This is a genomic window from Pseudomonas urmiensis (assembly GCF_014268815.2).
In the GTDB taxonomy this organism is placed as follows: Bacteria; Pseudomonadota; Gammaproteobacteria; order Pseudomonadales; family Pseudomonadaceae; genus Aquipseudomonas; species Aquipseudomonas urmiensis.
Genome location: NZ_JABWRE020000001.1, coordinates 283488 through 308647, shown reverse-complemented (window position 1 = coordinate 308647; position 25160 = coordinate 283488). Strand labels below are relative to the sequence as shown.

22 protein-coding genes are annotated in these 25160 nt (G+C 61.8%); 16 read left to right on the top strand and 6 right to left on the bottom strand.

Annotation, left to right across the window (positions count from 1 at the left end):
* Positions 1-64 precede the first annotated feature (64 nt).
* The 6 genes from HU737_RS01350 (at position 65) to HU737_RS01325 (ending at position 7093) form a co-directional block, all read left to right on the top strand.
* Positions 65-1444 (top strand): OprD family porin, encoded by a 1380-nt coding sequence (locus HU737_RS01350; RefSeq protein WP_186554050.1) that lies wholly within the window; start codon positions 65-67, stop codon positions 1442-1444.
* A gap of 71 nt (positions 1445-1515) precedes the next feature.
* Positions 1516-3111 carry an ABC transporter substrate-binding protein gene (locus HU737_RS01345; RefSeq protein ID WP_186554051.1) on the top strand — a complete coding sequence of 532 codons (1596 nt, stop codon included), beginning with the start codon at positions 1516-1518 and terminating at the stop codon, positions 3109-3111.
* An 88-nt stretch (positions 3112-3199) separates the two neighbouring features.
* Positions 3200-4210, top strand: a complete 1011-nt coding sequence (locus tag HU737_RS01340) for an ABC transporter permease subunit (protein WP_186554052.1) — start codon at positions 3200-3202, stop codon at positions 4208-4210.
* Positions 4211-4219: 9 nt separating this feature from the next.
* Positions 4220-5146 (top strand): ABC transporter permease subunit, encoded by a 927-nt coding sequence (locus HU737_RS01335; protein WP_186554053.1) that lies wholly within the window; start codon positions 4220-4222, stop codon positions 5144-5146.
* Positions 5147-5156: 10 nt separating this feature from the next.
* A complete protein-coding gene (locus HU737_RS01330) occupies positions 5157-6125 on the top strand; it encodes an ABC transporter ATP-binding protein (RefSeq protein ID WP_186554054.1) in 969 nt (322 codons plus the stop codon).
* Entirely contained in the window at positions 6125-7093 is a 969-nt protein-coding gene (locus HU737_RS01325; RefSeq protein WP_186554055.1) for a peptide ABC transporter ATP-binding protein, read from the top strand. The genes HU737_RS01330 and HU737_RS01325 overlap by 1 nt, the downstream gene beginning before the upstream one ends.
* 144 nt (positions 7094-7237) lie before the next feature.
* Here HU737_RS01325 and HU737_RS01320 read toward each other — a convergent pair whose 3' ends face one another.
* A complete protein-coding gene (locus HU737_RS01320; protein WP_186554056.1) occupies positions 7238-8194 on the bottom strand; it encodes a hypothetical protein in 957 nt (318 codons plus the stop codon).
* Between the two features lie 293 nt (positions 8195-8487).
* On the opposite strand from HU737_RS01320, the gene HU737_RS01315 reads away from it, so the two are divergent.
* The 4 genes from HU737_RS01315 to HU737_RS01300 all read left to right on the top strand — a co-directional run bounded on the left by HU737_RS01315 (position 8488) and on the right by HU737_RS01300 (position 12291).
* The gene (locus HU737_RS01315; protein WP_186554296.1) at positions 8488-9297 is read left to right on the top strand and encodes an AraC family transcriptional regulator; all 810 of its coding nucleotides are present in this window, start codon (positions 8488-8490) and stop codon (positions 9295-9297) included.
* 63 nt (positions 9298-9360) lie between these two features.
* Complete coding sequence (locus HU737_RS01310; protein ID WP_186554057.1) at positions 9361-10767, top strand: NAD(P)/FAD-dependent oxidoreductase; 1407 nt, start codon at positions 9361-9363, stop codon at positions 10765-10767.
* Positions 10768-10800: 33 nt separating this feature from the next.
* Positions 10801-11142, top strand: a complete 342-nt coding sequence (locus tag HU737_RS01305) for a cupin domain-containing protein (RefSeq protein WP_186554058.1) — start codon at positions 10801-10803, stop codon at positions 11140-11142.
* Positions 11143-11211: 69 nt separating this feature from the next.
* Positions 11212-12291 (top strand): polyamine ABC transporter substrate-binding protein, encoded by a 1080-nt coding sequence (locus HU737_RS01300; RefSeq protein WP_186554059.1) that lies wholly within the window; start codon positions 11212-11214, stop codon positions 12289-12291.
* 90 nt (positions 12292-12381) lie between these two features.
* Here HU737_RS01300 and HU737_RS01295 read toward each other — a convergent pair whose 3' ends face one another.
* Complete coding sequence (locus HU737_RS01295; RefSeq protein ID WP_186554060.1) at positions 12382-13965, bottom strand: peptide chain release factor 3; 1584 nt, start codon at positions 13963-13965, stop codon at positions 12382-12384.
* A gap of 579 nt (positions 13966-14544) precedes the next feature.
* On the opposite strand from HU737_RS01295, the gene HU737_RS01290 reads away from it, so the two are divergent.
* The 5 genes from HU737_RS01290 (at position 14545) to HU737_RS01270 (ending at position 18359) form a co-directional block, all read left to right on the top strand.
* Positions 14545-15258, top strand: coding sequence for an ABC transporter permease (locus HU737_RS01290; RefSeq protein WP_186554061.1), 714 nt, complete (start codon positions 14545-14547; stop codon positions 15256-15258).
* 13 nt (positions 15259-15271) lie between these two features.
* Positions 15272-16183, top strand: coding sequence for a glycine betaine ABC transporter substrate-binding protein (locus tag HU737_RS01285; protein ID WP_186554062.1), 912 nt, complete (start codon positions 15272-15274; stop codon positions 16181-16183).
* Complete coding sequence (locus tag HU737_RS01280) at positions 16180-16833, top strand: ABC transporter permease (RefSeq protein ID WP_186554063.1); 654 nt, start codon at positions 16180-16182, stop codon at positions 16831-16833. The genes HU737_RS01285 and HU737_RS01280 overlap by 4 nt, the downstream gene beginning before the upstream one ends.
* Positions 16830-17987 carry an osmoprotectant ABC transporter ATP-binding protein OsmV gene (locus tag HU737_RS01275; RefSeq protein WP_186554064.1) on the top strand — a complete coding sequence of 386 codons (1158 nt, stop codon included), beginning with the start codon at positions 16830-16832 and terminating at the stop codon, positions 17985-17987. The genes HU737_RS01280 and HU737_RS01275 overlap by 4 nt, the downstream gene beginning before the upstream one ends.
* Positions 17988-18080: 93 nt before the next feature.
* Positions 18081-18359: a hypothetical protein gene (locus HU737_RS01270; protein ID WP_186554065.1), complete on the top strand. Its 279-nt coding sequence runs from the start codon at positions 18081-18083 to the stop codon at positions 18357-18359.
* A gap of 72 nt (positions 18360-18431) precedes the next feature.
* On the opposite strand, the gene HU737_RS01265 is transcribed toward HU737_RS01270, so the two are convergent.
* The 3 genes from HU737_RS01265 to HU737_RS01255 all read right to left on the bottom strand — a co-directional run bounded on the left by HU737_RS01265 (position 18432) and on the right by HU737_RS01255 (position 22432).
* Positions 18432-20855 carry a TonB-dependent siderophore receptor gene (locus tag HU737_RS01265; RefSeq protein ID WP_186554066.1) on the bottom strand — a complete coding sequence of 808 codons (2424 nt, stop codon included), beginning with the start codon at positions 20853-20855 and terminating at the stop codon, positions 18432-18434.
* 108 nt (positions 20856-20963) lie between these two features.
* Positions 20964-21926 carry a FecR family protein gene (locus HU737_RS01260; RefSeq protein ID WP_186554067.1) on the bottom strand — a complete coding sequence of 321 codons (963 nt, stop codon included), beginning with the start codon at positions 21924-21926 and terminating at the stop codon, positions 20964-20966.
* 17 nt (positions 21927-21943) lie between these two features.
* A complete protein-coding gene (locus HU737_RS01255) occupies positions 21944-22432 on the bottom strand; it encodes a sigma-70 family RNA polymerase sigma factor (protein WP_186554068.1) in 489 nt (162 codons plus the stop codon).
* A gap of 685 nt (positions 22433-23117) precedes the next feature.
* Here HU737_RS01255 and HU737_RS01250 point away from each other — a divergent pair.
* Complete coding sequence (locus HU737_RS01250; RefSeq protein WP_186554069.1) at positions 23118-24281, top strand: type III PLP-dependent enzyme; 1164 nt, start codon at positions 23118-23120, stop codon at positions 24279-24281.
* Between the two features lie 102 nt (positions 24282-24383).
* Here the strand turns inward: HU737_RS01250 and HU737_RS01245 are convergent, their stop codons facing one another.
* Positions 24384-24917, bottom strand: coding sequence for a hypothetical protein (locus HU737_RS01245; RefSeq protein ID WP_186554070.1), 534 nt, complete (start codon positions 24915-24917; stop codon positions 24384-24386).
* Positions 24918-25160: the final 243 nt, after the last annotated feature.

The window sequence follows — 25160 nt, the reverse complement described above, 5'->3', positions numbered from 1 at the left end:
CACCGCAACAGCGCCTGCTCACAAGGCAGGTCGATAACTAAAAAAATGAAAGGGAGCTTTCACCTTGAGACCCATTACCACCACCGCACTAGCCCTGTCGGTCAGCGCCTTTAGCGCCCTCGCCCAGGCCGAACCGGCCAGCCAGGCGTTCTTCCCGCTGAGCCTCAAAGCGTCCAGCGAACAAGCCGAGGCAAGCGGCTTCTTCGAGGGCCAGAGCCTGACCGGCAGCACCCGCAACTGGTACGCCCGCGAACGCGCCACCCGCGCACCGCTGTGGCAGTACAGCAAGAGCGACGGCAGCCGCCACGACACCCACAGCCGCGACAACTGGGTGCAGGGCACCATCCTCAACTACAGCTCGGGCTTCACCCAAGGCACCGTGGGCTTCGCCACTGAAGTCGCGGCCTACAACGCCATTGCCCTGGAACGCGGCCGCGCCGCCATCGCCGGGCCCAACAACCGCACCCTGACCCACAGCGACGGCGACCCGGTCGGCCAATGGAGCAAGGCGGGCCTGGCCAATATCAAGGCACGCATCTCCAATACCACCCTGACCGTCGGCCGCCAGTCGCTCGACACGCCGATGATCGCCTACATCGGCAACCGCGCCCTGCCCTCGAGCTTCCAAGGTGTGAGCCTGCACAGCGCCGAGTTCGACAACTTGTCGTTCGACCTGGGCAGCTTCGACCGCGTCTCGCCGCGCACCGAGCAGAGCCTGAGCAAATTCCGCAGCGAGTACGGCGCCGCCGGGGTAGAGACCGACCGCGCGAGCACGGCCGGGGTCAACTACCAGCCGTTCAAGAGTTTGACCACCAGCCTGTATGCCACCAAGGTCGACGACTTCTGGAACCAGTACTACTTCGGCGCCAACCATGTGCTTGGCGACAGCGCGGTACTGAGCCTGACCACGGGTCTTAACTACTACAAGACCGTGGATGAAGGCAGCAAGAAGATGGGCGAAATCGACAACGACACCTACAGCCTGTCGTTCGGTCTGACCCACCAGGCGCACACCCTCACTGCCTCCTGGCAGCAAGTGAATGGCAACGAGTATTTCGACTACCTGCACGAGACCAACGGCATCTACCTGGCCAACTCGCTGCTGTCGGACTTCAACGGCCCCAACGAGAAATCGCTGCAGCTCTCCTACGTGCTGAACATGGCGCCTTACGGCGTGCCAGGGCTCAAGTTCAACCTGTACAACGCTCGTGGCTGGGGCATCGACGGCACGCACTACCGCGGCAATGCCTACAATGTGCGCGGCATGGACGGCGAGACCCACTATGAGTGGGGTATCGGCACCACCTATGCGGTGCAGAGTGGGCCACTGAAAGACACCAGCATCCGCGCCACCTACACCGCGCACCGGGCGAGCAAGGCCCAGGCCGACGGTAGCCTGGACGAGCTGCGTATCGTCACCACCATTCCGTTCAACATCCTCTGACCGTTGACGCCACGGCTCGCGTCAGGCGGGCCGTGGCGGCTACGCTGGAATCATCACTGCAGGGAGGTTCCATGAGATCTCTACCGCTACGCGCTGCCCTGGCAGCGGTTATCCTCGGCGCCGCCAGTCATCTGGCCGCCAAGCCACTGGTGGTGTGCACCGAGGCCAGCCCGGAAGGCTTTGACATCGTCCAGTACACCACCGCGGTCACCGCCGATGCCTCGGCCGAGACCTTGTTCAACCGCCTGGTCGATTTCAAGCCGGGCACCACCGATATCCAGCCGGCCCTGGCCGAACGCTGGGAGGTCAGCGACGACGGCCTGAGCTACACCTTCCACTTGCGCCAAGGGGTGAAATTCCACACCACCGACTACTTCAAGCCGACCCGCGACTTCAATGCCGACGACGTGCTGTGGAGCATTCGCCGCCAGCTCGATCCGAACCATCCGTGGCACGACAAGACCAGCGTCGGCTACCCGTATTTTGAAAGCATGGCCTTCAAGGACCTGCTCAAGTCGGTGGAAAAGACCGACGCGCACACCGTGGTGTTCACCCTCAATCGCCCCGAGGCGCCGTTCCTGCGCGACATGGCGATGGCCTTCACCTCGATCTACTCCGCCGAATATGGCGACCTGTTGCTCAAGGCCGGCAGAACCGGCGAGCTCAACAGCAAGCCCATCGGTACCGGCCCGTTCATCTTCCAACGCTACAACAAGGACGCCCAGGTCCGCTTCAAGCCCAACCCTGAGTACTTTCGCGGCAAGCCCCCGGCCGATGCGCTGATCTTCGCCATCGCTACCGACAGCAACGTGCGCCTGCAAAAGCTGCGCGCCAACGAATGTCAGGTGGCGCTCTATCCCAAGCCCGATGATGTGCCTTCGATCAAGACCGACCCGAAACTCAAGGTCGCCGAAATGGAAGCCCTGGTGACCGGCTACATCGCCCTCAATACCGAGCACAAGTACCTGCGCGATGTACGCGTGCGCAAGGCCATCGACATGGCCTTCGACCGCCAGACCCATGTCGATCAGTTGTTTGGCAAAGGCAATGCGCTGGTCGGGGTCAATCCCTATCCGCCGACCATGATCGGCTTCAATACCAACAACAAGAATCCACCTCGCGACCTGGATAAAGCCCGCGCCTTGCTCAAGGAGGCTGGCGTTCCAGAAGGCACTGTACTGACCTTGTTCACCCGCAATGGCGGCGGCCCGACCAATCCCAATCCGCGCCTGTCGGCCGAGATGCTCCAGGCCGACCTGGCCAAGATCGGCATCAAGCTCGACATCCGCGTGATGGAGTGGGCCGAGATGCTGCGCCGGGCCAAGAATGGCGAGGCGGACATGGTTTCCACCGGTTGGGCCGGCGACAACGGCGACCCGGACAACTTCCTCAGCCCACTGCTCAGCTGCGATGCGGCCAAAAGCGGCGAGAACTATGCGCGCTGGTGCAACCCTAAGTTCCAACAGCTGATTACCCGCGCCCGTGAAGTGATCGACAACGATGAGCGCGCAAGCCTCTATTTCAAGGCCTTGGCGGTGTACGATGAGGACCAGCCTTGGATCAGCATGGCTCATCCGAAGATGTTCACAGCCATGCGTGAGAACGTGGAGGGTTATCACATCAACCCTCTGACCAATAACAACTTCGCCACTACCCGGGTGAAGTAGAACAATAACGACCGCCGGCAACCCACACGGGCACCGGCGGCATGCTCTAACCGGCTGGCAAGTCCAGCCTGATGAGGTAACCCAGACAATGTTGAGTTTTATTGCCCGGCGCCTAGGCCTGTTGATTCCGACGTTTTTCGGCATCACCTTGCTGACCTTTGCGCTCATACGCCTGATCCCCGGCGACCCGGTGGAAGTGATGATGGGCGAGCGCAGGGTCGACCCCGAGATGCATGCCCAGGCCATGGAGCGCCTGGGCCTGAACAAGCCGCTGCCAGCCCAGTACCTGGACTACGTCGGCAAGCTGGCCCAGGGTGACCTGGGCGAGTCCCTGCGCACCCGTGAAAGCGTGTGGAACGAGTTCACCACGCTGTTCCCGGCCACCCTCGAACTGGCTTTCGCCGCCCTGCTGTTTGCCGGCATCGTCGGCCTGCTGGCCGGGGTGATTGCCGCGCTCAAGCGCGGCTCGCTGTTCGACCATGGGGTGATGGGCATCTCGCTGGCTGGCTACTCGATGCCGATCTTCTGGTGGGGCCTGATCCTGATCATGTTCTTCTCCGTGAGCCTGGGCTGGACGCCTGTGTCGGGGCGGATCGATCTGCTCTACGACATCGAGCCGAAGACCGGCTTCATGCTCATCGACACCCTGCTCAGCGATGAACAAGGCGCGTTCAAGGACGCGGTGATGCACCTGATCCTGCCGGCCATCGTGCTCGGCACCATTCCGCTGGCGGTGATCGCCCGCATGACCCGCTCGTCGATGCTCGAAGTGCTGCGCGAAGACTACATCCGCACCGCGCGCGCCAAAGGCCTGTCGCCAGCCCGCGTGGTGTTCGTGCATGGCCTGCGCAACGCACTGATCCCGGTGCTCACTGTGTTCGGCCTGCAAGTCGGCACCTTGCTGGCCGGCGCGGTGCTCACCGAAACCATCTTCTCCTGGCCGGGCATCGGCAAATGGCTGATCGAAGCCATCGGCGCCCGTGACTACCCCGTGGTCCAGAACGGCATCCTGTTGATCGCCTGCCTGGTAATCCTGGTCAACTTCGTCGTGGATATCCTCTACGGCCTGGCCAACCCACGCATCCGTCATCAGCGCTGAGGCCTCGTCATGACTAGCCCGATTCCAAACTCCGTGACCCCGCCCAGCCCGGTCGACCAGAGCCTGCTCTACCCCTCGCCGTACAAAGAATTCTGGCAGGCGTTCTCGCGCAACAAAGGCGCGGTGGCGGGCCTGGCGTTCATGTGCCTGGTGGTGTTCTGCGCACTGTTCGCGCCATGGGTGGCCCCGCACAACCCCAGCGAGCAGTACCGCGATTTCTTGCTGACCCCGCCGGTATGGCTTGAAGGCGGCACCTGGCAATTTATCCTCGGCACCGACGAGCTGGGCCGCGACCTGCTTTCGCGGTTGATCCAGGGCGCACGGCTGTCGCTGCTGATCGGCCTGTCGTCGGTGGTGATGTCGTTGATTCCGGGGATCTTCCTCGGTCTGCTTGGCGGGTTCTTCCCGCGCATCCTCGGCCCATCGATCATGCGCCTGATGGACGTCATGCTGGCGCTGCCGTCGCTGCTGCTGGCAGTGGCGATCGTCGCCATCCTCGGCCCTGGGCTGATCAACACGGTAATCGCCATCGCCATCGTCTCGCTGCCGTCCTACGTGCGCCTGACCCGCGCCGCGGTGATGGGTGAACTCAACCGCGACTATGTCACCGCCGCCCGCCTGGCCGGCGCCAGCCTGCCGCGCCTGATGTTCATCACCGTGCTGCCCAACTGCATGGCGCCGCTGATCGTGCAGGCGACCTTGAGCTTCTCCTCGGCGATTCTCGACGCCGCCGCGCTGGGCTTCCTTGGCCTTGGCGTGCAACCGCCTACCCCTGAGTGGGGCACCATGCTGGCCTCGGCCCGCGACTACATCGAACGCGCCTGGTGGGTGGTGAGCCTGCCAGGCCTGACCATTTTGCTCAGTGTGCTGGCAATCAACCTGATGGGCGACGGGCTGCGCGATGCGCTGGACCCGAAACTCAAGAACGCCGCCTGAGGAGAACGCCATGTCACTGTTGCAGATCAACAATCTCAATGTGCGCTTCGGCGACGCCGATGCCGTACCTGTCGTGGACGGCTTGGACCTGGCGGTGGACGCGGGCGAGATCGTCGCCATCGTCGGCGAATCAGGCTCCGGCAAGTCGGTGACCATGATGGCCCTGATGGGCCTGATCGACGCCCCGGGGCGGATCACCGCCGATGCCATGACCTTCGCTGGCATCGACATGCTCAAGCTCAGCGGCCGTCAGCGGCGCAAAGTGGTCGGCAAGGACATCGCCATGGTCTTCCAGGACCCGATGACCGCGCTCAACCCTAGCTACACCGTAGGCTTCCAGATCGAAGAAGTACTGCGCCAACACCTGGGCCTGAAGGGCAAGGCGGCGCGCCAACGGGCACTCGAATTGCTCAAGAAGGTCGAGATCCCTGCCGCCGAAAGCCGCCTGGATGCCTACCCGCATCAGCTCTCCGGCGGCATGAGCCAGCGCGTGGCAATCGCCATGGCCATTGCTGGCGAGCCCAAGCTGCTGATCGCCGACGAGCCGACCACCGCGCTGGATGTGACCATCCAGGCGCAGATCATGGAGCTGCTGGTCAACTTGCAGAAAGAACGCAACATGGCCCTGATCCTGATCACCCACGACCTGGCCGTGGTCGCTGAAACGGCCAAGCGCGTATGCGTGATGTACGCCGGCCAAGCGGTGGAAGTCGGCCAGGTACCGGAGCTGTTCGACCTCCCTGCCCACCCCTACAGCGAGGCGTTGCTGGCTGCCATTCCTGAGCACAGTATCGGCGCCGAGCGCCTGGCCACCTTGCCCGGTATCGTCCCCGGCCGTTACGACCGCCCGCAAGGTTGCCTGCTGTCGCCGCGCTGCCCTTATGTGCAGGACAACTGCCGACGCCAACGCCCGCCTCTTGCCCCGCAGGCGCATAGCCTGGCGCGTTGCTTCTATCCGCTGAACCAGGAGGTGGCGTGATGACCGCCGTGCTTACCGCCCGTGACCTGACCCGCCATTACGAAGTGTCCCGCGGCCTGTTCAAAGGCCACGCCCTGGTACGTGCGCTCAATGGCGTGTCGTTCGAGCTGGAGGCTGGCAAGACCCTCGCCGTAGTGGGCGAGTCCGGTTGTGGCAAGTCGACCCTGGCCCGCGCACTGACCTTGATCGAAGAGCCCACCGCAGGTTCGCTGCAGATCGCCGGCACCGAAGTCAACGGCGCCAGCAAGGCCGAGCGCAAGCAACTGCGCCGCGACGTACAGATGGTCTTCCAGAGCCCGTACGCCTCGCTCAACCCGCGGCAGAAGATCGGCGACCAGTTGGCCGAGCCGCTGCTGATCAACACGTCGCTGAGCAAGGCCGAGCGCCGTGAACGGGTGCAGGCGATGATGCAGCAGGTGGGCCTGCGCCCTGAGCATTACCAGCGTTATCCGCATATGTTCTCCGGTGGCCAGCGCCAGCGGATCGCCCTGGCCCGAGCGATGATGTTGCAGCCCAAGGTGCTGGTGGCCGATGAGCCGACCTCGGCGCTGGATGTGTCGATCCAGGCGCAGGTGCTGAACCTGTTCATGGACCTGCAAAAACAGTTCAACACCGCCTACGTGTTCATCTCGCACAACCTGGCGGTGGTGCGGCATGTGGCCGATCAGGTGCTGGTGATGTACTTAGGAAGGCCAGCGGAGATGGGGCCGAAGGAAGATATCTACGAGAAACCGCTGCATCCCTATACCCAGGCCTTGCTGTCGGCGACGCCGGCGATTCATCCCGATCCGTTGAAGCCGAAGATTCGCATCACCGGGGAGCTGCCTAACCCGCTCAATCCGCCGGATGGTTGTGCATTTCACAAGCGTTGCCCGTATGCCACGGAGCGCTGTGGCAAGGAAGTGCCGGCGTTTCGCCAGGTTGGGACGCGGCAGGTGGCGTGTCATTACGCGGAGCAGTTTCTTTAGATTGGCATGATGCTTTTTGGGGCCGCTTTGCGGCCCCAAAATCTTCAATGCATAAAGATCGCGATCAGAATGATCACCGGAATCGGTACCCCAAGCATCCACAGCAATATAGAGCGCATGATGTTTCTCCTCGAACGTTAACCCTTAGCGAATCGGCGCAGTCCCAGCGTTAACCGCACGCCGCTCGCCATACCCCAGCCCATCCTCGTCGATCCAGCGCGCTTGATCGCGCTGACGACCACCGAACAGGGCAGCGAAGCTTGCGAAAAACGCACCGCACAGCAGCGCAATGAAGGTCCACAGCGCCGTCCACGCCGCCACCTTGGCCGCCGTGTCTGCCGCTTGCTGAGCGGCAACCTTGGCTTTTTGTGCATCCTCCTGAACCTGGGCATAGACCTGATCGACCCGCGCCTCGGCTTCGGCCTGGGTCAAGCGGGTACGCTGCGCCACCAACTGCGCCAGATAAGTGCGGTCAGCCGGATCCATCGCCCCGCCATTGCTCAGGGCGCGGGTGACAATTCGCCCCGCCACCGCATTGGCCGCATCTTCGCTGACGGCCGCAGGGCCCTCGCTGCGGAACAGGCCATCGACGTAGTAACCCATCGGATCGGCATCAGGCCCGCCGGCATCCTTGGCAACCGCCGCGGTCGACGCGGCAGCCATTCCACCCACCGCAGCGGCGCCCGCCTGGGCACCGGCACTGGCGATATTGCCTGCGGTGGCCACGATCAACATGGCGGCGACCAATGTAGCGACTGCCCAGGCCAACAGCCCATGGGCGGTATCGCGGAAATACACCTCGTCACCGTGCAGGTTGGCCCACTTCACCCGCAGCCGCCCGGCGATGTAGCCACCGGCACCCGAAGCGATAATCTGTGTGACCAGCAGCCAGACGATGGTGGAAATACCCAGCGCCTTGGCACTGGCGCCCTCATGGGCCCAGGGGGAAGTCGCAGCGAACCCCAGGCCTGCGCCGAGGATCATCAGGATCAATGACAAGGCGGCCGCCGCAGCGGCACCCGCGAAGATCGCCGCCCAGGACACACCCGAGCGATTCGGGCCCTCGGCGACGGTGGTTGGCAGATCGGCAGTGGTAATCATGATTCAGCGCCTTTTGTGGTGAGCAACGATTCCATGTGCTTTGCACTTAGGGCGGTGCAGGCGCTGTGCCAACTGTGTCAAAAAATTACACAACGGCAAATCAACGGGTTAGCTGGATCAGGCTGGTAAGGATCGTGCAAAACACCCGGATTGGCGCTTTGAGCTCAGGGTTTTATGCAAGGTCCAGCGCACTCATCGCGGGGCAAGCCCGCTCTCACCAGACCCCTGACACAGTGGCAAAATGTGCGGGAGCGGGCTTGCCCCGCGATGATCTCACCGGCACCATCACTTGCATGATCCCGAGCACACTCCCCGACGGCCCTGAACAAACGCCGATCACCGCCGCAACGGTCCTGCGCTACCACCTGTGCTGGAAGCACCGAGACCTCGACGGGGTGATGGCGCTGTATCACCCGGACGTCGAGTACCACGACTTTTTCCAGAACCGCGTGCTCAACTACCAGGCGCTACGCGACTACGTACGCGTGTGCCTGCCCCACGAAGCCGGCGAGGACATCGTCCATAGCGATCGCATCCGCGTCGATGGCTGTACTGCGTTCATCCAGTACCAGGTCACCGTGCAGGGCGGCGACGGCCTGGCCGCGTTCCAATCCAGCGAAGCGATCACGGTCAAGGACGGCTTGATCTGGCGGGTCAACGAGTACGCCACCCTGGTGCGCCAGAACACGCAGGGGCTCAGCGGCGCCAGCTCGCGCCCGGCTACCAGCCGCCTGGGCTTGTCGCCCAGGCAACTGAGCACCATGGCCCAGGACCTTGAGCACTATTTCCAGCGCCAGCGCCCCTATCTGGACCCCGAACTGGACTTGCAGCGGGTTGCCAAAGAGAGCGGCTACAGCCGCAACCAGATCTCCTACCTGCTCAATCAAGTGCTCGGCCAGAGCTTCTATCGCTACGTCAACCAAGCCCGCCTGCAACATTTGCTGGCCGGGCTGGACGATGACAGCGTCGCCTCGACCATGGACGAGCTGGCCTTCAGCGCCGGTTTCAACTCGCTGTCGGCGTTCTACAAAGCGTTCCGCGAACACACCGGTCTTTCGCCCAAGGCCTATGTGAAGCAAGTTTCCCTGCGTGCACGCACGTAAGACAGCCACCGCCACAGGACCCTAGGATCGGCCACAGACCTTACCGATGTGGAGCCGCACCTGATGCAACCCTGGCGCACGATCAGCCTTTGGATGGACCAGCTCGACGAGCCCCTCTGCGCACGCCCTGCCCTGCGCGAAGACCTCGATCTGGACGTATGCATCATCGGCGCTGGCTACACCGGGCTGTGGACCGCCTACTACCTCAAGCGCCAGGCACCGCAACTGAAGATCGCCATCGTCGAAGCCCATATCGCTGGCTTCGGCGCCTCCGGGCGCAACGGCGGCTGGCTGATGGGCAACATGCTCGGCGAGGATCGTCTGCTGGCCACCCTTTCGCCACAGCAACGGCGCGCCAGCATCGACTTGCTGCATGGCATTCCCGATGAAGTCGACAGCGTGCTCAAGCGCGAAGGCATCGACTGCGACTATCGCAAAGGCGGCGTGCTGTATTGCGCTGCACGCTACCCCGAGCAGGAGCGCAGCCTGCGCGCCTACTTAGACGACCTTTACCGCCAAGGCATGACCGAAGATGACTACCGCTGGCTGCGCCCCGAGCAGTTGGATGGGCAATTGCGCGTGAGCAACGCCTACGGCGCGATCTTCAGCCCGCACACCGCCACCATTCAGCCCGCCAAGCTGGTGCGCGGCCTGGCGCGGGTAGTCGAGAGCATGGGTGTGACAATCTACGAGAACACCCCCGCCAATGACTTTCAGCCCGGCGAAGTACGCACGCCGCTGGCCCAGGTGCGCACCCACTGGGTGGTGCCGGCTGTAGAAGGCTACGCCGCCAGCCTACCGCCGCTGGGTAAGCATCAATTGCCGGTGCAGAGCCTGCTGGTGGCCACCGAGCCACTGCCAGAATCGACCTGGGAGCAGATCGGCCTGGCTCAGGGGCAAGCCTTCAGCGAGAGCAGCCGCCAGGTCACCTACGGGCAGCGCACCGCCGACAACCGCCTGGTGTTCGGCGCACGCGGCGGTTATCGCTTCGGCGGTCGTCTGCGCGAGAACTTCAACCTCGAAGACAACGAGATCGAGCTGCGCCGTTATCTGTTCGGCGAACTGTTCCCGCAGCTCAAGCACGTGCGCATCACCCACTCCTGGGGCGGCAACCTTGGCATGGCACGGCGGTTCCGCCCGCACATGCTTTGCGACCGTCAGCGCGGCATTGCCCTGGCCGGCGGCTATGGCGGTGAAGGCGTCGGCGCTACCAACCTCGGCGGGCGCACCCTGGCAGCGTTGATTCTCGGCCAACACAACCCCCTCACCGCCCAGCCCTGGGTGCACGACAACCGCCCAGTGTCGAGCCTGGCCAGCTGGCCGCCCGAACCGTGCCGCTGGCTGGGCTACAACGCGATCATCCAGAGTTTCGTCCACGAGGACAGGACCCTCGCCAACCCTGCCAGCGCGCCGTGGAGGCGGCGCCTGGCCAGTGGCCTGGCGGACCTCATGGAAGGCTTCATGCACTGACTTGCCTTTATCACCACACAGGATCCACCGGTCATGAGCATTACCCAGTTCAAGCACACCGACAGCGCCATCCTCGAGCACGCCAACCCGGTCGCCGTCCCCCTTGGCGAACCCGTCGCGGTGACGTCGGTCACCAGCGTCGAGCGCAGCGACGGTGTCGAAACCGGCATCTGGGAGTGCAGCCCCGGGCGCTGGCGGCGGCAGATCGTGCAACAGGAGTTCTGCCATTTCATCAAGGGCCGCTGCACCTTCACCCCTGACGGTGGCGAGCCCCTGCTCATAGAAGCCGGAGACGCACTGATGCTACCGGCCAACAGCACCGGCACCTGGGATATCCAGGAAACCGTGCGCAAGACCTACGTTCTGATTTTCTGATCCGCTGATCGCCTCTGCCGCCTTTCGATACCCCTTCGATAACAACAGACCAAGCAAGGTATACCGGACATGCGCACGCTTCTTATCGCCCCACTGATGCTGGCCGCCTGCGTGGCCAATGCCGCCGACTCGGTGAAGATCTACAACTGGTCCAGCTACATCGCCCCCGACACCCTGAAGAACTTCCAGCAGGCCAGCGGCATCGTGCCGACCTACGACGTGTTCGACAGCAACGAGACGCTCGACGGCAAACTGATGACCGGTAACTCCGGCTACGACGTGGTCTTTCCTTCCAACCACTTCATGGCCCGGCAAATTCAAGGCAAGGCCTTGAAGAAGCTGGACAAGAGCCAGCTGCCCAACTGGCATAACCTCAACCCGGTGCTGCTCAAGGCGCTGGAGGTCAACGACCCAGGCAACCAGTACGGTTTCCCCTACCTGTGGGGCAGTACCGGCATCGGCTACAACATCGACAAGGTCAAGGCAGTGCTCGGCGATAACGCCCCGGTCGACTCCTGGGACTTGATCTTCAAACCTGAGTACATGGCCAAGCTCAAGGGCTGCGGAGTGGCGGTGCTCGACAATGGCCCGGAGCTGCTGCCAATCGCACTGCACTACCTGGGCTTGCCGCACCACAGCCAGGATCCGAAAGACTACGACAAGGCCAAAGCGCTGTTGATGAAGGTGCGCCCGTACATCAGCTACTTCCACTCGTCCAAGTACACCGGCGATCTGGCCAACGGCGATGTCTGCGTGGTGGTCGGTTTCTCGGGGGATGTACTGCAGGCGAAGAACCGCGCCGAGGAGGCCAACAATGGCGTGAAAGTGGGCTATTCGATTCCCAAGGAAGGCGCGCCGATGTGGTTCGACATGGTCGCCATGCCCGCCGATGCACCCAACGAGAAGGCCGGTTACGCCTACATGAATTACCTGCTGCAGCCGGATGTGATGGCCAACATCAGTAACCATGTGCAGTACGCCAACGGCAACCTCAAGGCGGATGCGCTGGTTGACCCGGCGATGAAGGGCAACACGATGATTTATCCGAGCGAGGATGTGATGGGCAAGCTGTATGCGCTAGAGGCGATGCCGGCGAAGATCGACCGGATTCGTACCAGGATCTGGACCAGCATCAAGGCCGGTAACTGAAACATACGTGGGAGCGGGCTTGCCCCGCGATAGCTCAGGTGAACCTGAAATAGCTATCGCGGGGCAAGCCCGCTCCCACGGGTCCGGCTGTCAGTGGTGTTCGCGAGTCGCGCGGAATTTCACATCCGGCCAGCGCTCTTCCATCAGCGCCAGGTTGACCCGTGTCGGCGCCAGGTAGGTCAGGTGACCACCGCCATCCACCGCCAGGTTTTCCACCGCCTTGTTCTCGAATTCCTCGAACTTCTTCTTGTCATCGCAGCTGATCCAACGCGCCGACCAAACCGTGATCGGCTCGTAGGCGCATTCGACCTTGTACTCTTCCTTCAAACGGCTGGCGACCACATCGAACTGCAGCACACCGACCGCGCCGAGGATGATGTCGTTGCTGCGCAGCGGGAAGAACACCTGGGTGGCGCCCTCTTCGGCCAACTGCTGCAGACCCTGGCGCAGCTGCTTGGACTTGAGCGGATCCTTCAGGCGTACCCGGCGGAACAGCTCCGGGGCGAAGTGCGGAATACCGGTGAAGCCCAGGTTCTCGCCTTCGCTGAAGGTATCGCCGATCTGGATCGTGCCGTGGTTGTGCAGGCCGATGATGTCACCGGCGTAGGCCTCTTCCAACTGCTCACGCTCGGAGGAGAAGAAGGTCAGGGCGTCGCCGATGCGCACGTCCTTGCCGGTGCGCACATGACGCATCTTCATGCCCTTCTCGTACTTGCCCGAGCAGATCCGCATGAAGGCGATGCGGTCGCGGTGTTTCGGGTCCATGTTCGCCTGAATCTTGAACACGAAACCGCTGAACTTCTCTTCCACGGGCTCTACGGTCCGCTCATGGGCGACACGGGCCAACGGACGCGGCGCCCAATCGACCACGGCGTCAAGCACATGGTCGACGCCGAAGTTGCCCAAGGCGGTACCGAAGAACACCGGCGTCAGCTGACCGTTGATGAACTCGTCCTGGTCGAACTCATGGCAGGCGCCCTGCACCAGCTCCAGTTGTTCGAGGAAGCGCTCGTACTCATCGCCCAGATGCGCGCGGGCTTCGTCGGAGTCGAGCTTCTCGATGATCTTGACCTCGGTACGCTCGTGGCCATGGCCTGGGGTGTAGACGATGATGTAGTCGCCTGCCAGGTGATAGACACCCTTGAAGTCGCGGTAGCAACCAATCGGCCAGGTGATCGGCGCGGCCTTGATCTTGAGTACCGCTTCGATCTCGTCGAGCAGCTCGATCGGGTCGCGGATATCGCGGTCGAGTTTGTTGATGAAGCTGACGATCGGCGTATCCCGCAGACGGCAGACGTCCATCAGGGCGATGGTCCGCGGCTCTACGCCTTTACCGCCGTCGAGCACCATCAGCGCCGAGTCGACTGCGGTCAGGGTGCGGTAGGTGTCTTCGGAGAAGTCTTCGTGGCCGGGGGTGTCGAGCAGGTTGATCATGTGCTCGCGATAGGGGAACTGCATCACCGAGGTGGTGATGGAGATGCCGCGCTGCTTCTCCATTTCCATCCAGTCGGAGGTGGCGTGGCGGTCGGACTTACGCGACTTCACGGTACCAGCGACGGCAATGGCCTTGCCCATCAGCAGGAGCTTCTCGGTGATGGTGGTCTTACCGGCGTCGGGGTGGGAAATGATTGCGAAAGTGCGGCGTTTCGCGACTTCGGCGGCCTGGTTGGTCATGGGAAATCGCCTGACTGGGGATTGAAAAAAGGGGCGATATCATACCTGAAGTCGGCCAAGGACCAAAGCCGGGGTGTCTGGCGGTCCGGCAAAAATGATGTGTGGTCTGCTCCAGCCTCTGCGCGCGCCAGCCTGCTCTTACCGGGATTACCACCAAACCTGTGGGAGCGGGCTTGCCCGCGAAGAGGCCGCAACAGGCAGAACCCCAATGTCTGCGACACAAAATAATTTAATCGCCCAGGTTTTTCATGACCAATGGCTACAGGGCAGTTATTTCAACGCCTGTAACGCACAAAGCCGCTGCTTTATCCTGCCAATAAGCATGCTACCCAGTGATTAACGCTGGCCAAATGCCGCTGTAGATGGGAACCTTTACGGCTACGGAGACGTCCACTCCCCGGTAACCGCCGCTGGTTGGGGACTGGTTTCATCAGCATTTTCGGGCCCGACGGGGTTCGGCTCATGGCCTGATCGCAGCCTTCGGTTGCTTCACGCTGCTACTCGCGAACACACCACTCGCTGCCAGGTATGGCCGGCCAAAAAAAGAGTGTGCTCGCCGACAACACAAGGAGTCCGCCTGTGGCTACACGCTACGGAAAAGGGCTGTTGGGATGCGCCACCGTGCTCGTCATCCTGGCCCTGCTGATCCACTGGATCGGCCTCGATACGATCGCGCGCTATCGCGACGATCTATGGTTTTACCTGCAAGCGCACCTGGTGCTGGTGCTGGCTTCGATGGCGGCGGCGTTGGCCGTGGGCATCCCCGCTGGCATTGCGTTGAGTCGACCGCACCGGGTCGACAAAGCCGAGCGCTTCATGCAGTTCTTCAACGTTGGCAACACCATTCCCCCCCTGGCCGTTCTGGCCATCGCCCTGAGTATCCTGGGCATCGGCGCAGGTCCTGCGATCTTCGCGCTGTTCCTCGCCTCCCTCCTGCCTATCGTGCGCAACACCTACGAAGGCCTGAAAAACGTCCCCGCCTCGCTCAAGGAAGCCGCTACCGGCATCGGCATGACCCCGCGCCAGCAACTCTGGCAGGTTGAGCTGCCCAATGCCGTGCCGATCATCGTCGGCGGTGTGCGCGTGGCCCTGGCGCTGAACGTCGGCACCGCCCCCCTGGCCTTCCTGATCGGCGCCAACAGCCTGGGCAGCCTGATTTTCCCCGGCATCGCCCTGAACAACCAGCCACAACTGCTGCTCGGCGCTGCCTGTACCGCGTTGCTGGCACTGGTGCTGGATGCCGCGGTGAGTTTCTCCAGCAAGCGCTGGCTGGAACGTGGCCTGGCCCAATAACAAGAGGGAACGTATGAACAAGACAATCGCCTTGCTGCTGGGCGCGGCCCTGCTGTTCGCAGGATTTGCCCAGGCGGCGGACAAACCGCTGGTACGCATCGGCGCGCGGGTGTTCACCGAACAGACCGTGCTCGCTGAAATCACCGCCCAATACCTGCGCGCCAACGGCTTCGATGTGCGCGTGACCACTGGCCTTGGCAGCAGCATCGCTCGCCAGGCGCAGGAAACCGGCCAGCTCGACCTGATGTGGGAATACACCGGGGTGTCGCTGGTGTCCTACAACCACATCGACGAGCGCATGCCCAGCGCCGAGGCCACCTATGCCAAGGTCAAGGAGCTGGACGCAAAGAAAGACCTGATCTGGCTGGCCCCGTCGAAATTCAGCAACACCTATGCCCTGGGCTTGCCCAAGCAGATCGCCGAGGCCTACCCGCAGATCAACTCGATCAGCGACCTCAACCAGGTGCTGCGTGACGAACACCAGCGTAATCACCTGGTGGCCCTGGACACCGAGTTCGCCAACCGCCCAGACGGCCTGGTCGGCCTCAAAGAGATGTACGACCTGCAAGTTGGCCGCGCCAACATCCGCCAGATGGACGCCGGCCTGGTCTACACCGCCATGCACAACAACCAGGTGTTCGCCGGCCTGGTCTACACCACCGACGGGCGCCTGAGCGCGTTCAACCTCAAGCTGCTCGAAGACGACAAGCACTACTTCCCCGACTACACCGCAGCGCCGGTGGTACGCAAGGCAGTGCTCGACGCCAACCCGCAACTGGTCGCCCTGCTCAAGCCGCTGGCCGAGCAGCTCGACGACGAGACCATGCGTCAGCTCAACGCCAAGGTCGACGTCGACCACCAGAACCCCACCGCCGTCGCCGCCGCATTCCTGCGTGAGCACCCCCTCAAGGAGGTCCAGCCATGAGCTTGCTCGACACGTTCGCCCACCTCGACTGGGCCCAGGTGCTGCAGCTGACCTGGCAGCACATCATGCTGGTCGGCATCGCGGTCAGCCTGGCCATTCTCGTCGGCGTGCCACTGGGCATCCTGATGACCCGCTTTCCGGTCGTTGCCGGCCCGCTGCAAGCAAGCGCCACTGTGCTGCTGACCATCCCCTCGATCGCCCTGTTCGGCCTGCTGCTGCCGTTCTACTCCAAGTTCGGCCAGGGGCTCGGCCCGCTGCCAGCGATCACCGCGGTGTTCCTTTATTCACTGCTGCCGATCCTGCGCAACACCTACCTGGCGCTGACCAACGTCGAGCCGGGCATCCGTGAAGCGGCACGCGGCATCGGCATGACCTTCGGCCAACGCCTGCGCATGGTCGAGCTGCCCATCGCGGTGCCGGTGATTCTCGCTGGCGTGCGTACCGCCGTGGTGATGAACATCGGCGTCATGACCATCGCCGCAACCATCGGTGCTGGCGGCCTGGGCGTGCTCATCCTCACTTCCATCAGCCGCAGCGACATGTCGATGCTGCTGGTCGGCGCCGTGCTGGTCAGCCTGCTGGCGATCATCGCCGACCTGCTCCTGCAAACCCTGCAACGTGCCCTGACTCCAGAAGGACTGCGCTCATGATCGAACTCAAGAACCTCAGCAAGACCTTCAACGTCAACGGCAAGGACGTCAAAGCCGTCGACTCGGTAAGCCTGACCGTCAACGAAGGCGAAATCTGCGTATTCCTCGGCCCCTCGGGCTGCGGCAAGAGCACCACCCTGAAGATGATCAACCGCTTGATTACGCCGACCTCCGGCCAGGTGTTCATCAATGGCGAGGACACCACCGGTCTGGACGAAGTGACCTTGCGCCGGCACATCGGCTACGTGATCCAGCAGATCGGTCTGTTCCCCAACATGACCATCGAGGAGAACATCACCGTGGTGCCGCGCTTGCTCGGCTGGGACAAGCAAAAATGCCACGAGCGCGCCCGCGAGCTGATGAGCATGATCAAGCTCGAGCCCAAGCAGTACCTGCAACGCTATCCGCGGGAACTGTCCGGCGGCCAGCAGCAGCGTATTGGTGTGATTCGCGCACTGGCTGCCGAAGCGCCGGTGCTGCTGATGGACGAGCCGTTCGGCGCGGTCGACCCGATCAACCGAGAGATGATCCAGAACGAATTCTTCGAGATGCAACGAGCACTGAACAAGACCGTGATCATGGTCAGCCACGACATCGACGAGGCGATCAAGCTGGGCGACAAGATCGCCATCTTCCGCGCCGGCAAGCTGTTGCAGCTCGATCATCCGGACACCTTGCTGGCCCATCCGGTGGATGATTTCGTCAGCAACTTCGTAGGTCAGGACAGCACCCTCAAGCGCCTGCTGCTGGTGCGGGCAGAAGACGCGGCGGACAACGCGCCCTCGGTCAGCCCCGAGACGCCGGTCAGCGATGCCCTGGAGCTGTTGGACGAGCATGACCGGCGCTATGTGGTGGTCACCGATGCCGGTAACAAAGCGCTGGGCTATGTGCGCCGGCGTGACATGCATCGCCAGCAAGGCACCTGTGGCGACTTCCTGCGCCAGTTCAACGCTACCGCATCGCACGATGAGCACCTGCGTATCCTGTTGTCGCGGATGTACGAGTTCAACCGGGCCTGGCTGCCGGTGCTGGATGCCGAGCAGGTGTTCCTCGGCGAGGTCACTCAGGAGTCGATTGCTGCCTACTTGAGCTCGGGACGCTCGCGCGGGGCCAAGACCAGCATCGTTTCACCTGCAGAAGCGGTGGCTTCTTAAGACCGTTCGCTCAATAACCTAGGAGCAGGCTGACTTATACAAGCCGTGCGTCCGGGCATCATCGGCGATCACCGATGTTACCCGGACCGCGCCATGAAAAAGTCGATCATTGCCTGCTGCATCTTCGCCTGCATGACAGCCGAAGCGGAATTCAACGTGCAATCCAAGCAGGCCTCAAGCCTGCAGTGGCAAGCGCAGGACTGCCGGAAACTGACGGGCATGGAGCAAAGGCTGTGTCAGAAAAGCGGGGCCGTTGCATCCGATTGCCAAGCGCTGGGCAATGCCCATGATCGCAATCAGTGTCTGCTTGGCACTACTGACGAGCAGGCTCCCCCAAAACGCAGCTTCGATGGGCAACCAAGGCCGCGATAGTCAGTAGAGAAGCGCCCTGCTCACCGGCCTCTTCGCCGCTGCGACTTGCCCGCGAAAAGTGCGCCGCCTATGTCAGAACCCGACGCTAGCCTGCACATAGAATGTACGCGGCTCGCCCAGATACAACCCCGAGTTGTTGTCGCTGGAGCGGGTGTAGTACTGCTTGTCGAACAGGTTCTTGACCCCGGCTGCCAACTTCAAATTGGACATCTGCGACCCAAAGTCATAACCGCCGCGGGCATGCCAGGTTACGTAGCCAGGAATGTCGCCATACTGCCCATCGGCACTCGGCTCGGTGATGTAGTCGCCGTTGAAGCTACCGTCGTTGTTGATGCCGGTGCCCGGCGCACGCTGCTTGGATTGGGCGAAAGCGTCCAGATTCCAGGTCCAGCGATTGACCTGGTAACGCAGTCCGGCAGTAGCCACCTGGCGCGAGTAGAACGGCAAGTCGCGTCCCTTGAATCCGGGAATCTCGCCTTCATAAGTGGCGCGGGTATAAGTGAAGCCAGCATTGGCCGACAGGCCTTCCAGGCGTGGATCCAGGCCGGCCAGCTCATAGCGCACCGATGCCTCGATCCCCTGGTGCTTGGTCGCGCCGAGGTTGGTCCAGCCAACGTCATTGCTGATGTACTGCAGCTCATCGTCGAAGTCGATGTAGAACGCGGTCAGCTCACCGGCAAAGTTGCCGTTGTCATAGCGAGTACCGATTTCGTAGGTCTTGGCCTTCTCGGGTTCCAGGCCATTGGCGGTGCTGTTGCCAGTGCCACCCTGGCCGAGCTGGAAGTACTGCAGGCTGCCGAACGAGGTCTCGTAGTTGGCGAACACTTTCCACGCATCGGAGAGGTGGTACATCACGCTCAGTGCCGGCAGCGGCTCGTTACTGGTAATGCTGCGATTCTTCTCTGGCACCGGTTTGCCATTGGCGCCGAGCACCGGGCGATCACGCCAGTCGGTGTTGATGTGCTCGAAGCGGATGCCAGGGGTGATGGTCCAGTTGCCCACATCGATCTTGTCGTCGATGTAGTAGGCGCTGGCCTCGGTGCCACCGCTACGGTCCTGGAATACATGGCCATCGGAGGTAGGCGTTGGGGTAGGCACATTGTCGATCAGTTCCAGACGGGTCGACTGCTCACGCATGGCTTCTTTCAGGTAGCGATAACCGACGCTGACTTCCTGGGTCGTTGGGCCGGCGAAGAAGATCCGCGACACGCGCGGCTCGATCGCGAAGGTGTGGTAGTTGCGCGGATACGACGACAAGGTTTTCTGGTCACGCGAAGCGATGGCGCTGCCGCGGAAGCTGTCGGTGTAGTAGGTCAGCACTTCGAACTGGGTGGCGTCATCGATCTGCCGCTGCCATTTGAACGAGACATCTTTGCGCCGGCCAGCAAAATAGTCGTAGTCCCGCACCGACTGGTACGGATCACTGTCGAACTGCGCCTGGGTCAAACCACCGGGCATGTCGGCGCGGCCGTCGTAGTAGTGAAAGTTGAGCCAGAACTCGTCGCTGTCGGTCGGCGCCCAATGGGTCTTGAGGATGACGTCGTCGATGTCGTTGCCATTGTTGCTGCTGCGATAGCCATTGCCGTTGACCCCGGTGTACAGCAAGGCCACCCCCATGCCATTGTCGGCGGTGCCGCCAACGAACGCCGATTCGGTGTGTTTCCAGCCGCCATGGCGGGAGGTTTCCAGGGTGGTGGACAACTCGGCACTGGCCTTCTGCGGGATTGCCCGGGTAACGAAGTTGATCACCCCGCCGACGTTCTGCGGGCCGTAGCGCACCGAGCCTGCACCGCGCACGACGTCGATGCTGTCGAGGTTGCCCGAGGAAATCGGCGCCATCGACAGCTGCGGCTGACCATAGGGGGCAAAGGCTGCGGGGATGCCGTCGATCAACACGGTCGAGCGCGGCGAAAGGCGCGAGGTCAGGCCGCGCACGCCGACGTTCAGCGACAAGTCGCTGCCGCCCGTGCCGTTGGAATCCTGCACCTGCACACCGGGGATGCCGCGCAGTACATCGCGCACGTTCATCGCGCCCTCTTCGACCATCGCTTCACGGCGCACCACGGTGCGCGCGCCGGGGTGATTCTGCACCACGCTTTGCTGGGCATCGCCCAGCCAGTCGCCGACCACCTTCACATCAGTAGGCGCCAGCTCCAGGCTGCCGGTGGTGAGGGTGCCCGCGCCCTGCGCCGGTTTGACCACCACGGTGTCCTGGGAAATTTCGTAGGTCAGGCCACTGCCCTGCAGCAATTGTTGCAGGGCCTGCTCGGGCGCCAGGCTGCCGGACACGGCCGGGGCCTGCTTGCCGGCTACCAGCTCCGGGCTGAAGAACAACTGCAGGTTGGTCTGCTGGCCGAGCTGGGCCAGGGCCGAAGACAGCGGCTGGGCTTGGATCTGGATGGCAGCAGGCGCCTGCTCGGCATAGGTGTGGGCAGAGGCGGCACTGACCGCCAGGGCCAAGGCCAGGGAGCGAAGCTTGGGCTTATTGTTTTTCACGTCGTCGAATGATCCTGAATGTCGGGACAAACGCCAACTGCACGCAAATGTAAATGCTTGGCAGTTGCAGCTGGCGGGGAAGACGAACGGGCGAAAAAAAACCTGAATCTATTTTGCGATTATTTCACTGGAGCCATCGTCATGGGTCTTGATGGCCACCGGCAGAATACTCGGCAAGGCCCGCAGCAGAGCGTCGGGATCGTCAATGCTGAAGGTACTGGAGAGACGCAGATTGGCCACTTTGCCAGGGGTTACCCGCAACGGCTGGGCGCGATAACGGGACACCTCGCTGACCACCTGCGCCAAGGTGGCGTTGTCGAACACCAGCTTGCCTTGGCGCCAGGCAGTCAGTGCGCCAGCGTCGATCGCATAAGGCGCGGCGACCGAACCCTGGGCATCGATGTGCGAACCTTGGCCGGCCGAGAGCAGGGCCAGTGACTGGCCTGTACCCTGCACGCGCACCGAGCCCTGCTCCACCGCGACCCTTGTGCGCTGTGGATCCAGGCGTACGTCGAAGCGGGTGCCGGTGACGGTGACGCTGCCTTGGCTGGTCTGCACCACAAACGGCCGGGCAGTGTCATGAGCTACGGTGAACATAGCCTCACCAGCGTCCAGTACCACGTGGCGCTCAGCTGGGCTGAACTCGACCTTCAAGTGCGTGCTGCCATTGAGCTCCAAGCGCGAACCATCCGGCAGCTCGAGCTGGCGCCGCTCACCCAATGCGGTCTGGTAATGCTCGTGGGTATTGAGCCGTTGGTAGTGCCAGCCGCTCCAGCCCAGCCCCAGCGCCACCACCGCCACGCTGGCAGCCAACGCCAGGCGCAACAAGCGCCGCCGCGGCAGCTGGCGAACCGGGTCGGGCTGGCACAGGGCCTCCAGGCGTTGACCGGGAATCAGGTCAGCGGCCAGCCACAACTGACCAAGCAACTCGTACTCGGCACGGTGACGCGGGTCAGCCTCGAGCCACTGGCGCAGTTGCGCCTGCAGGCCGGCGTCGTGCTGCGCATCCTGCACGCGGGCGAACCATTGCGCCGCCTGCTCGGCTACCGGATCAGCGCCGTGCTGTTTCATCGAAAGGGCCTCCTGACTCATCTGGTCGACACATCCAGGTGCTCACGCAGATGTCGGAGCGTGCGGATCATATACTTTTCGACCATGTTCTTGGTCAAACCCATGCGCTCGGCAATCTCCGCCTGACTCAGACCCTCGATTTTCTGCCAGATGAATACTCGCCGGCAATTGAGCGGCAGTTCAGCCAACGCGCGCTCGACGCTAGCGGCCAGCTCCAGGGCATGCACGTAGGCCTCAGGGTCGCCGTTGGCAGCGGCGCCGTCGTCGAACACGTCATGCGCCATGGCCTGGCGGCGATCCTCGCGGCGAAAGCCGTCCACGGCAATGTTGCGCGCGGTCTGGTGCAAATAGGCACGCGGCTGCTCGACCTGCTCGCGCGGGTTTTCCAGAACCCGGACAAAGGCATCATGGGTGAGATCTTCGGCCTGCTGGCGATTGCGCAGCTTGCGCGTCCAGGTGCCGATCAGCTCATGGTAATGGTCGAGAAAGCCTTTATGTCCGGACACGATCAAGGTCGTCAGGGAGGCAAGATGAGGTCGCGAATAGTAATGTTTCTCATCAAAGCCGGCAATCGACGTTTAGCCAAGCCGACCAAACGTCTGTCAAAGGCCTCGGTAACAAAAAATTTATGGCGAATTTCATCGCTAAAGCCGCGCGCTTTATGTGGCCATAAATATGAACACTTGGCCCTTGCCTACACAAGATCAAGCGGTGATCGCCGAGAGACCGCCTGGCTCTTTTCGTGGCTAAGCCCACTCTTGCATTCCCCTGCTATAGGCACATTGGCAGATCGCCGCGAGCCCGGTGGGAACGGGCTTGCCTGCGAACAAGCCAGCGCGCTATTCCACAATATTTAACGCTGCAAAGCCCTCAGGGAACATCTGCCGGTCATACGAGTCGGTTATTCAAGTGACTGCTCGTCGATCCACGACGAACACGTCGGGATTGCCTGTTGATCTTGCCTGGTTCACGCCCTAAAGTGCGCGCCGAACGTCCATGCTGGAAACGATCCATCCGGCTCAAGTACTGACGACGAGACAGCAAGGTCATCCGCAGCTCCCTACCTGGGCACGGTTGACCTTTTTGCTTTCGGCGACATGCCTTGGGAAGTAGGCGAACCAAAGTGGGGATACGGAGGGCGTTCAGTTTGCAGCCACTTTCTTTTTCAGTTTGCCCATGGAGTCCCTGAGCATGTCGATCCAAGTCGAAGACTATTTCGCACGCGACACCTTCCAGAAGATGAAGGCGTTCGCCGACAAGCAAGAAACCCCGTTCGTACTCATCGACACCCAGATGATCAGCCAGGCCTATGACGACCTGCGCGCCGGTTTCGAGTTCGCCAAGGTCTACTACGCGGTCAAGGCCAACCCAGCCGTGGAGATCATCGACCTGCTCAAAGACAAAGGCTCGAACTTCGACATCGCCTCGATCTACGAGCTGGACAAGGTCATGGGCCAGGGTGTCAGCGCCGATCGCATCAGCTACGGCAACACCATCAAGAAATCCAAGGACATCCGCTACTTCTTCGAGAAGGGCGTGCGCCTGTTCGCCACCGATTCGGAAGCCGACCTGCGCAACATCGCCAAGGCCGCCCCGGGTTCGAAGGTTTACGTGCGTATCCTCACCGAGGGTTCGACCACTGCCGACTGGCCGCTGTCGCGCAAATTCGGCTGCCAGACCGACATGGCCATGGACCTGCTGATCCTCGCCCGCGACCTGGGCCTGGTGCCATACGGCATCTCCTTCCACGTCGGCTCCCAGCAGCGCGATATCAGCGTGTGGGACGCCGCTATCGCCAAGGTCAAAGTGATCTTCGAGCGCTTGAAGGAAGAAGACGGCATCGTCCTCAAGCTGATCAACATGGGTGGCGGCTTCCCGGCCAACTACATCACCCGTACCAACAGCCTGGAAACCTACGCAGAAGAGATCATCCGCTTCCTCAAGGAAGACTTCGGTGACGACCTGCCGGAAATCATCCTCGAGCCGGGCCGTTCGCTGATCGCCAACGCCGGCATCCTGGTCAGCGAAGTGGTACTGGTCGCGCGAAAATCGCGCACCGCCGTCGAGCGCTGGGTATACACCGATGTGGGCAAATTCTCTGGCCTGATCGAAACCATGGACGAGTCGATCAAGTTCCCGATCTGGACCGAGAAGAAGGGCGAGATGGAAGAAGTGGTCATCGCCGGCCCGACCTGCGACAGCGCCGACATCATGTATGAGCACTACAAGTATGGCCTGCCGCTGAACCTGGCCATTGGTGATCGCATGTACTGGCTGTCGACCGGTGCCTACACCACCAGCTACAGCGCTGTGGAATTCAATGGATTCCCGCCGCTGAAGGCCTACTACCTCTGAAACGAACCTGGGCGCGGGTGAAGACCCGCGCCCAGGCAGTTACCGGACCGTGCGCTCCTCAAACCGAGGCTGAAGGAAACTGCAAGGCCACTCATTGCTACCTTAGCGATACTTTACGTCTTTGATAGCCTTGAACATAAAGTGCGAGGCGTTTTCACTCGCCGTTAACTGCAAGTACGTAAAGGGCGAGTAATGAACAAGCCTGACAAACTTAGCCTGGGCTACATTCCACAGTTTGAATACTGCACGGGGTTCGCCTTCATATTCCCTCACCTCGCCGGTATAGATCAAATCCCATTGGGCGCTTTTACCAAAGTCCTCAGGCTTTTCCCAGAAGTCTGAAGCGAGATAGGGATAATCACGTTCGTCATAAAGAAGTATGTCGTCTTTAAAACCCGCGAAATCAGTCGCACAGGTAATATAAGTCCGCATCTTCTCCAGATATGGGCTGATCACCTGAAAACTAAAATCCAGGGTTTTCACTTGAAACGAACGCGTTCCGCCCTCCGTTACCAGTCGGCCATTATATCCCGGCAGCCAATGATCACTCCTGGTGATAACCTTGACGGGGCGAACCTCTTCACCCACATGGTACAGCACTGCGACAAATGAGCGAACAAGATTGTTATCCGACATGACAATGCTCCTGACCCTGAACTGGTAATCGCACTTCTCAGGAACCAATTCAGGCAATGATCGTGGGGGCGAGAAGTGAGCTCAAGCATGAAACGAAGCGATAAAGCATTTAATGCTGAACAATTTCCCTACTGCACTGCGTGCTGAATAAGACGCACCTAGACAGTTACCAAACCTGCTATTTTCAACTTACTGCAAAACAAAAAAAGCACACACCGAACAGTTCGGTGTGTGCTTACGGCG

Excerpts from the sequence above, each read along its gene's own strand:
- HU737_RS01345 (WP_186554051.1), top strand. The coding sequence starts at position 1,516 with ATGAGATCTCTACCGCTACGCGCTGCCCTGGCAGCGGTTATCCTCGGC.
- HU737_RS01330 (WP_186554054.1), top strand. The coding sequence starts at position 5,157 with ATGTCACTGTTGCAGATCAACAATCTCAATGTGCGCTTCGGCGACGCC.
- HU737_RS01320 (WP_186554056.1), bottom strand. The coding sequence starts at position 8,194 with ATGATTACCACTGCCGATCTGCCAACCACCGTCGCCGAGGGCCCGAAT.
- HU737_RS01285 (WP_186554062.1), top strand. The coding sequence starts at position 15,272 with ATGAACAAGACAATCGCCTTGCTGCTGGGCGCGGCCCTGCTGTTCGCA.
- HU737_RS01335 (WP_186554053.1), top strand. The coding sequence starts at position 4,220 with ATGACTAGCCCGATTCCAAACTCCGTGACCCCGCCCAGCCCGGTCGAC.
- HU737_RS01325 (WP_186554055.1), top strand. The coding sequence starts at position 6,125 with ATGACCGCCGTGCTTACCGCCCGTGACCTGACCCGCCATTACGAAGTG.
- HU737_RS01300 (WP_186554059.1), top strand. The coding sequence starts at position 11,212 with ATGCGCACGCTTCTTATCGCCCCACTGATGCTGGCCGCCTGCGTGGCC.
- HU737_RS01295 (WP_186554060.1), bottom strand. The coding sequence starts at position 13,965 with ATGACCAACCAGGCCGCCGAAGTCGCGAAACGCCGCACTTTCGCAATC.
- HU737_RS01260 (WP_186554067.1), bottom strand. The coding sequence starts at position 21,926 with ATGAAACAGCACGGCGCTGATCCGGTAGCCGAGCAGGCGGCGCAATGG.
- HU737_RS01250 (WP_186554069.1), top strand. The coding sequence starts at position 23,118 with ATGTCGATCCAAGTCGAAGACTATTTCGCACGCGACACCTTCCAGAAG.
- HU737_RS01245 (WP_186554070.1), bottom strand. The coding sequence starts at position 24,917 with ATGTCGGATAACAATCTTGTTCGCTCATTTGTCGCAGTGCTGTACCAT.
- HU737_RS01275 (WP_186554064.1), top strand. The coding sequence starts at position 16,830 with ATGATCGAACTCAAGAACCTCAGCAAGACCTTCAACGTCAACGGCAAG.
- HU737_RS01280 (WP_186554063.1), top strand. The coding sequence starts at position 16,180 with ATGAGCTTGCTCGACACGTTCGCCCACCTCGACTGGGCCCAGGTGCTG.
- HU737_RS01315 (WP_186554296.1), top strand. The coding sequence starts at position 8,488 with ATGATCCCGAGCACACTCCCCGACGGCCCTGAACAAACGCCGATCACC.
- HU737_RS01305 (WP_186554058.1), top strand. The coding sequence starts at position 10,801 with ATGAGCATTACCCAGTTCAAGCACACCGACAGCGCCATCCTCGAGCAC.
- HU737_RS01270 (WP_186554065.1), top strand. The coding sequence starts at position 18,081 with ATGAAAAAGTCGATCATTGCCTGCTGCATCTTCGCCTGCATGACAGCC.
- HU737_RS01310 (WP_186554057.1), top strand. The coding sequence starts at position 9,361 with ATGCAACCCTGGCGCACGATCAGCCTTTGGATGGACCAGCTCGACGAG.
- HU737_RS01340 (WP_186554052.1), top strand. The coding sequence starts at position 3,200 with ATGTTGAGTTTTATTGCCCGGCGCCTAGGCCTGTTGATTCCGACGTTT.